6 protein-coding genes are annotated in these 6,795 nt (G+C 73.0%); all 6 read left to right on the top strand.

Annotated elements, in window-relative coordinates:
* Positions 1–400, top strand: a 400-nt coding sequence (locus A5481_RS18575) for a transketolase C-terminal domain-containing protein (RefSeq protein WP_280945675.1), incomplete at its 5' end; no start/stop codon positions are given.
* A 197-nt stretch (positions 401–597) separates the two neighbouring features.
* A complete protein-coding gene (gene hpnA / locus A5481_RS18570; RefSeq protein WP_048432459.1) occupies positions 598–1,635 on the top strand; it encodes a hopanoid-associated sugar epimerase in 1,038 nt (345 codons plus the stop codon).
* Positions 1,632–2,516, top strand: coding sequence for a squalene synthase HpnC (gene hpnC / locus A5481_RS18565; protein WP_048432458.1), 885 nt, complete (start codon positions 1,632–1,634; stop codon positions 2,514–2,516). The genes hpnA and hpnC overlap by 4 nt, the downstream gene beginning before the upstream one ends.
* Positions 2,513–3,373 carry a presqualene diphosphate synthase HpnD gene (hpnD, locus tag A5481_RS18560; RefSeq protein WP_048432457.1) on the top strand — a complete coding sequence of 287 codons (861 nt, stop codon included), beginning with the start codon at positions 2,513–2,515 and terminating at the stop codon, positions 3,371–3,373. The genes hpnC and hpnD overlap by 4 nt, the downstream gene beginning before the upstream one ends.
* A complete protein-coding gene (gene hpnE / locus A5481_RS18555; protein WP_156311731.1) occupies positions 3,370–4,653 on the top strand; it encodes a hydroxysqualene dehydroxylase HpnE in 1,284 nt (427 codons plus the stop codon). Before hpnD ends, hpnE begins: the two co-directional genes overlap by 4 nt.
* A gap of 106 nt (positions 4,654–4,759) precedes the next feature.
* A complete protein-coding gene (gene shc / locus A5481_RS18550; protein ID WP_048432455.1) occupies positions 4,760–6,751 on the top strand; it encodes a squalene--hopene cyclase in 1,992 nt (663 codons plus the stop codon).
* Positions 6,752–6,795: the final 44 nt, after the last annotated feature.

Genomic DNA, 6,795 nt, shown 5'->3' with positions numbered 1-6,795 from the left:
CGGGACGCGCCTGGCGGAAGCGGTGAAGGCGGCGGAGCGTCTGGAGACGTCGGGCATCGCCGTGACGGTGGCGGATGCGCGGTTCGCCAAGCCGCTGGACGAGGCGCTGATCCTGGATCTCGCGGGCAGCCACGAGGTCCTGGTGACGCTGGAAGAGGGATCGGTCGGGGGTTTCGGCGCGATGGTGCTGCACCTGCTGTCGTCGCGCGGCGCGCTCGACGACGGCACGGTGCGGGTGCGGACGCTGACGCTGCCGGACAGCTACCAGGAGCACGACACGCCGGATCGGATGTACGCGGAAGCCGGCCTCGACGCGGCCGCGATCGTCAGGACCGTCGAGGCGATCCTGCCGGCGCGCGAGGCCGCGGCCGAGCGGGCCGGGCGCCTGCGCCTCGCCTGAGCGTCTCATCCGACCGGTTCGCACCGGGGCCAAGATGCTGATGCGCGGGCGGCACGCCCGTCCGCGATCGGCCGCCTGCGCCTTGCGAGCATGGCGCCGGGCTGGCAGAAGCGGCCCGGCTTCCCGAATTGATGTCGCTGTCGGCAAGAATCGCAGAAAGCTGCGGGCCCGCCGCCCGAGCCGCCGAGAAGGAACGCATGACCGAGGCCCCGCACAGAACCGCGTCCAACCCCGGCGTCGAGCCCGGCCCGGTGCTGATCACCGGCGCCAGCGGCTTCCTCGGCCCGGCCCTGGTCGACGTGTTCCGCGCCGCCGGCTTCCCGGTGCGGGTGCTGGTGCGCGCCACCAGCCCGCGCACCAACCTGACCTGGCCCGACGTCGAGATCGTCGAGGGCGACATGCGCGACCCCGAGGCGGCGTCCGCCGGGATGCGCGGAATGCGCTACCTCGTCCACGCCGCGGCGGATTACCGGCTCTGGGCGCCGGACCCGGACGAGATCGTGCGCACCAACCGCGACGGCACCCGGGCGCTGATGCGGGCGGCGCTGGATGCGGGCGTCGAGCGGGTCGTCTACACGTCGAGCGTCGCGACCATCAAGCCGCACGACGACGGCACGCCCGCCGACGAGACCCGGCCGCTGACGCCGGAGACCGCCATCGGCGCCTACAAGCGCAGCAAGGTGGTGGCCGAGCGGGTGGTCGAGGAGATGGTGGCCCGCGAGGGCCTGCCGGCCGTGATCGTCAACCCCTCGACCCCGATCGGCCCCCGCGACGTCAAGCCGACCCCGACCGGCCGGATCATCGTCGAGGCGGCGAACGGCAAGATGCCGGCCTTCGTCGATACCGGCCTCAACCTCGTCCACGTCGACGACGTGGCGCAGGGCCATCTCCTCGCCCTGCACAGGGGCCGCATCGGCGAGCGCTACATCTTGGGCGGCGAGGACGTGCTCCTGTCGCGCATGCTCGCCGACATCGCCGGGCTGGTCGGGCGAAAGCCCCCGACCGTGCGGCTGCCGCGGGCGGCGGTCTACCCGGTGGCCTTCGTGTCCGAGCTCGCCGCCCGGATCACCGGCAAGGCGCCGCTCGCCACAATCGACGGCATCCGGATGTCGCGCTACCGCATGTTCTTCTCCGACGCCAAGGCGCGGGCCGAACTCGGCTACGCGGCCCGGCCCTACCGCGACGGGCTGTCCGACGCCGTCGCCTGGTTCCGTCAGGCTGGATACATCCGATGACCACCGCCACCGAGGCGCGCTCCGGCAAGGGGCACCGCGACGAGAACTTCCCGGTCGCCTCGCACCTGATCCATCCGCGCCACCGCGGCCCGATCCTGGATTTCTACCACTTCGTCCGGGCCGGCGACGACGTCGCCGACAATGCCGGGCTGTCGCCGGAGCGCAAGATCGCCCTCCTCGACGGGCTGGCCGACGCGCTGACCGGCCGCGGCCCCGACGACCCGGAGGCCGCCCCCTTGCGCCGCTCGCTCGCCGAGCGCGGTCTGCCGCCCCGCCACGCGCTCGAACTCCTCGACGCCTTCCGGATGGACGCGCACAAGACGCGCTACGACACCTGGGACGAGCTCGCCCATTACTGCCGCTACTCGGCGGTGCCGGTCGGCCGCTTCGTCCTCGACGTCCACGGCGAGGATCCGGGCCGGACCTGGCCGACCTCGGACGCGATCTGCACCGCGCTCCAGGTGATCAACCACCTGCAGGATTGCGGCAAGGATTTTCGGAGCATCGACCGGGTCTACCTGCCGCGGGAGACGCTCGAGAAACACGGCGCCCGCATCGAGGATCTAGGCGCCGAGCGCGCCACGCCGGCCCTGCGCGCCGTGATCGGGGAACTGGCACAACGCTGCCTCGACCTTCTCGACGAGGGCCGCCCCCTGCCCGACCTCATCGACGACACGCGCCTCAGCCTGGAGATCGCGGCGATCCACCGCCTCGCGGTGGTGCTGGCCCGCGGTCTCCTGGTTCGCGATCCGCTGAGTGAGAAGGTCCATCACGGCAAGGCCGCCTTCGCGCTCACCGCGCTCGGGGCCGCCGCCACGACGCTCGCCCGGCGGCCGTTCCGCCGCCACCTCCATCCGGCCCTGCGGGGAGCCCGCCCGTGACCGCCCTCGCCTCCCAGCCCGCCTCAGCCGTCGATGCCGCGGCCGAGGCCCCGGCCCTGCCGGCCGCCGGCTCGTCGTTCTACACCGCCATGCGGCTGCTGCCGGCCGAGCAGCGCGACGCGATGTACGCGGTCTATGCGTTCTGCCGCGCCGTCGACGACGTCGCCGACGATGGCGGCGCCCGCGAGGTGCGCGCCGCCGAACTCGACCGCTGGCGCGCCGACATCGACGCCCTCTATGCCGGCCGGCCGGTCCCCCGGACGCAGCCCCTCGTCGAGCCGGTGCGCCGGTTCGGGCTCAGGCGCGAGGATTTCCAGGCGGTGATCGACGGCATGGCGATGGATGCCGAGGCCGACATCGTCGCCCCCGACTCTGCCACCCTCGACCTCTATTGCGACCGGGTGGCGAGCGCGGTCGGCCGGCTCTCGGTGCGGATCTTCGGCCTGCCCGAGGAGCCCGGCATCAAGCTCGCCCACCATCTCGGCCGGGCGCTGCAGCTCACCAACATCCTGCGCGACATCGACGAGGATGCCGAGCGCGGCCGGCTCTACCTGCCGGCCGAGCCGCTGGCGGCGATCGGCCTGTCGCACCCGACCCCGGAGAGCGCCCTCGCCCATCCGCGTCTGGCGGAAGTCTGCGCCCGGCTCCTCGACGAGGCGCAAGGCCATTACGACGCCTCCTGGGCGATCATGACCGCCGAGTCGCGCCGGGCCACCAAGGCGCCCCGGATCATGGGTGCGGCCTACCACCTGATCCTCGTCGGCCTGCGCAAGCGCGGCTGGGCGGCGCCCCGCGCGCGGGTGAAGCCCGGCAAGCTCGCGCTGATCGGCGTCCTCCTGCGCCAGGCGATCGTCTGATGGCGACGGTTCACGTCCTCGGCGCCGGCCTCGCCGGTCTCTCGGCGGCCCTGCGCCTCGCGAAGGCGGGCCGTCGCGTCGTGGTGCACGAGGCGGCCAAGCAGGCCGGCGGTCGCTGCCGCTCCTATTTCGATCCGGCCCTCGGGCTGACGATCGACAACGGCAACCACCTGCTCCTGTCGGGCAACCGCGACGCCCTCGACTTCCTGACGCTGGCCGGCGCGCCCGAGGGCGTGCTCGCCGGGCCGGTTGATGCGGCCTTCGCCTTCGCCGACCTCGCGACGGGCGAGCGCTGGACCCTGCGGCCGAATGCCGGGCGCCTGCCCTGGTGGGTGCTCGACGCCCGCCGCCGGGTGCCGGGCAGCCGCGCCCGCGACTACCTCGCGCCGCTCGGCATCTTCCGGGGCGCCGCGAAGGCCGCCACGATCGGCGAGAGCATGGCCTGCGAGGGCCTGCTGTGGGACCGGCTCTGGCACCCGGTGCTGCTCGCCGCCCTCAACACCGAGCCGCGGGAGAGCGATGCGGGGCTCGCCGCCACCATCCTGCGCGAGACGCTCGGCGCCGGCGGCCGGGCCTGCCGGCCGTTGGTGGCGGTCGAGGGCCTGTCGGCGGCCTTCGTCGATCCGGCCCTGGCGGCCCTGACGCAGGCGGGCGCCGAGGTACGCTTCGGCCGGCGCCTGCGGGCGCTCGGCATCGAGGGCGGGCGGCTCGCCCGGCTCGACTTCTCGGACGGGCCGGAGGAACTCGGGCCCGACGACGCGGCGGTGCTGGCCCTGCCGGCCTGGGTCGCCGCCGACCTGATGCCGGGCCTGAGCGTGCCGCAGAGCCACCGCTCGATCGTCAACGCGCATTTCGCGGTTCCCCCGAAGCCGGGAGCGCCGCTGCTGCTCGGCGTCGTCGGCGGCGTGACCGAGTGGCTGTTCTCCTATCCCGACCGGCTCTCGGTGACGATCAGCGGCGCCGACCGCCTGCTCGACGTGCCGCGCGAGGATCTCGCCCGCACGATCTGGGACGAGGTCTCGCGGCTCTCGGGGTTCGCCGGCGAGCCCCTGCCGCGCTGGCAGATCGTCAAGGAGAAGCGTGCCACCTTCGCGGCGACGCCCGCCGAGACGGCCCGCCGGCCGGGTGCGCGCACGCACATCGCGAACCTGGCGCTCGCCGGCGACTGGACCGCCACGGGCCTGCCCTCGACCATCGAGGGGGCGATCCGATCCGGGGCGACGGCCGCGCAGGTTCTCGCCGGTACCGGCGGCAATGCTGCGTTGCGCGGAGCCGCTTGACGCGGGAGCCGGCTTCCGGAACAGCGTGGGCATAGGCAGCGTTTGTGCGCTGCGGTACAATCGTGGCGGCGAGGCGGCCGCAGCCGGAGAGGAAGGCGGAGACACCGTGGGCAAGGTCGAGACGCTGCAACGCAAGAGCACGCAGGACATCACCCTCGACGAGGTCGAGCGGCGGGTGTCGGCGGCGTCCCGGGCGCTGACTCAGCTGGCCCATGCCGACGGGCACTGGTGCTTCGAGCTCGAGGCGGACGCCACCATCCCGTCCGAGTACATCCTCTACCACCACTTCCGCGCGTCGATCCCGCCGCGGGAACTGGAGGAGAAGATCGCCGTCTACCTGCGCCGCACCCAGAGCGCGCAGCATCACGGCTGGGCGTTGGTCCACGAGGGCCCGCTCGACATGAGCGCGACCGTCAAGGCCTACTTCGCCCTCAAGATGATCGGCGATTCGCCCGACGCCCCGCACATGCGCAAGGCCCGGGACGCGATCCTGCAGCGCGGCGGCGCGGCGCACGCCAACGTCTTCACCCGCACCCTGCTCGCCCTCTACGGCGAGGTGCCGTGGAGCGCCGTGCCGGTGATGCCGGTCGAGGTGATGCTGCTGCCGCGGTGGTTCCCGTTCCACCTCGACAAGGTGTCGTACTGGGCCCGCACCGTGATGGTGCCGCTGTTCGTGCTGCAGGTGAAGAAGCCGCGGGCGAAGAACCCCCGCGGCATCGGCGTGCGCGAATTGTTCACCCAGGATCCGGAGCGGATCCGGCGCTGGCCCTCTGGCGCGCAGGAATCCTCGCCCTGGCGGCCGGTCTTCGCCGTCATCGACGACATCCTGCGGGTGGTCGAGCCGCTGTTTCCGAAGAAGCCCCGGGCCCGCGCCCTCGACAAGGCGGTGGCCTTCGTCAGCGAGCGGCTGAACGGCGAAGACGGACTGGGCGCCATCTTCCCGGCCATCGCCAACTCGGTGCTGATGTACGAGGCACTCGGCTACCCGGAGGACCACCCCCTGGTGGTCACCGCGCGCTCGGCGGTCGAGAAGCTCGTCACCGTCAAGGAGCACGAGGCCTACGTCCAGCCCTGCCTGTCGCCGGTCTGGGACACGGCGCTCGCCGCCCACGCCCTGATGGAGGCCGGCGGGCCGGAGGCCGAGCGCCAGGCCCGTGCCGCCCTCGAATGGCTCAAGCCCCTTCAGGTCCTCGACATCAAGGGCGACTGGGCGGCCCGCAAGCCGGACGTGCGCCCGGGCGGCTGGGCGTTCCAGTACAACAACCCGCACTATCCCGACCTCGACGACACCGCCGTGGTGGCGATGGCGATGGACCGGGCCCAGACCCGCCTCGGCCCCGGCGAGGGCGGCTCGGACTACACCCAGTCGATCGCCCGCGCCCGCGAGTGGATCGAGGGCCTGCAGAGCCGCGACGGGGGCTTCGCCGCCTTCGACGCCGACAACACCTACCACTACCTCAACTACATCCCGTTCTCCGACCACGGCGCACTGCTCGATCCCCCGACCGCCGACGTCACCGCGCGCTGCATCTCGATGCTGGCCCAGCTCGGCGAGACCAAGGACACGAGCCCCGTCCTCGCCCGGGCCTGCGACTACCTGCTCGCCGACCAGGAGGAGGACGGCAGCTGGTACGGCCGCTGGGGCATGAACTACATCTACGGCACCTGGTCGGCGCTCTGCGCGCTGAACGCCGCCGGCCAGGATCCGGCCTCCGCGCCGATGCGCAAGGCGGTGGAGTGGCTGGTCTCGATCCAGAACCCGGACGGCGGCTGGGGCGAGGACGCGGCGAGCTACAAGCTCGAGTATCGCGGCTACGAGCGCGCCGGCAGCACCGCCTCGCAGACCGCCTGGGCGCTGATCGCCCTGATGGCGGCCGGCGAGGCCGAGCATCCGGCGGTGGCCCGCGGGGTCAACTACCTCGCCCGTACGCAAGGGGCCGACGGGCTGTGGGGCGAGGAATTCTACACCGGCACCGGCTTCCCGCGGGTGTTCTACCTGCGCTATCACGGTTACGCGAAGTTCTTCCCGCTCTGGGCGCTGGCGCGCTACCGCAACCTCCAGCGGGGCAACAGCCGCCGGGTCGCGGTGGGAATGTAGCCGCCGCGGCGTGACCGCGCTGCCCCGGAACGACCCGCAGCGCT

Source organism: Methylobacterium platani (genome assembly GCF_001653715.1).
GTDB lineage: Bacteria > Pseudomonadota > Alphaproteobacteria > Rhizobiales > Beijerinckiaceae > Methylobacterium > Methylobacterium platani.
This window is presented reverse-complemented; position numbering and strand designations above follow the sequence as displayed.

Coding starts and splice junctions, on each gene's coding strand:
- hpnC (WP_048432458.1), top strand. CDS start 1,632: ATGACCACCGCCACCGAGGCGCGCTCCGGCAAGGGGCACCGCGACGAG.
- hpnA (WP_048432459.1), top strand. CDS start 598: ATGACCGAGGCCCCGCACAGAACCGCGTCCAACCCCGGCGTCGAGCCC.